This window comes from Streptomyces tendae (assembly GCF_014650435.1).
GTDB classification, from domain to species: domain Bacteria; phylum Actinomycetota; class Actinomycetes; order Streptomycetales; family Streptomycetaceae; genus Streptomyces; species Streptomyces tendae.
On record NZ_BMUY01000087.1, the window covers coordinates 1 to 765 of the forward strand.

The following is a 765-nucleotide window of genomic DNA, read 5'->3' on the forward strand; positions in this document are numbered from 1 at the left end:
TCAGGACGATGTCGTTGGTGATGGCGAAGGCGCCGATGACGCCGTCGAAGGAGAACGACGCGTCCAGGACCTCCAGGTAGAGGAACATGAAGAACGCGGCCTTGCCGGCCAGCTTGACGGCCGACTTGGGCTTGCCCGTGCGCGCGGCCTCTTCCTCGGCCTCGTGCTCGCGCTCCTCCTCCTCTTCGAGTTTGTCCTCGAAGTAGCCGGAGAGGCCGCCGACGATCATGTAGGTGATCAGTCCCGCGATACCGGCCAGCAGGACCGTCTCCGCCTTGTCGGCATGGGCGCCGCCGTGCTGGTGGGCGTGGGCGCCGAAGGTGATGGCGGAGACCAGCAGCACGATCAGGGCGATGCAGACCGACAGCATGTCGACCTTGCCGAGCTTGGCCAGCGGACGCTCCAGCCAGGCCAGCCACTTGATGTCGCGGTCCTCGAAGATGAAGTCGAGGAAGATCATCAGGAGGAACATGCCACCGAACGCGGCGATCGACGGATGGGCGTCCGTCACCAGCTCCTGATAGCGGTCCTTGTCGGTGAGCGCGAGGTCGACGGCCTCGATCGGCCCGAGCGACGCGCTGACGGCGACGATCACGACCGGGAACACCAGGCGCATGCCGAACACGGCGATGAGGATGCCGATGGTGAGGAAGATCTTCTGCCAGAAGGCATTCATCTTCTTCAGGATCCCGGCGTTGACCACCGCGTTGTCGAAGGACAGCGAGATCTCCATGATCGAGAGGATCGCGACGATGCCGAAGGCGG

At 64.3% G+C, this 765-nt stretch carries 1 protein-coding gene; it reads right to left on the minus strand.

Annotation, left to right across the window (positions count from 1 at the left end):
- Positions 1–765: DUF475 domain-containing protein (locus tag IE258_RS40745; protein WP_189750831.1), on the minus strand; the 765-nt coding region annotated here is incomplete at both ends.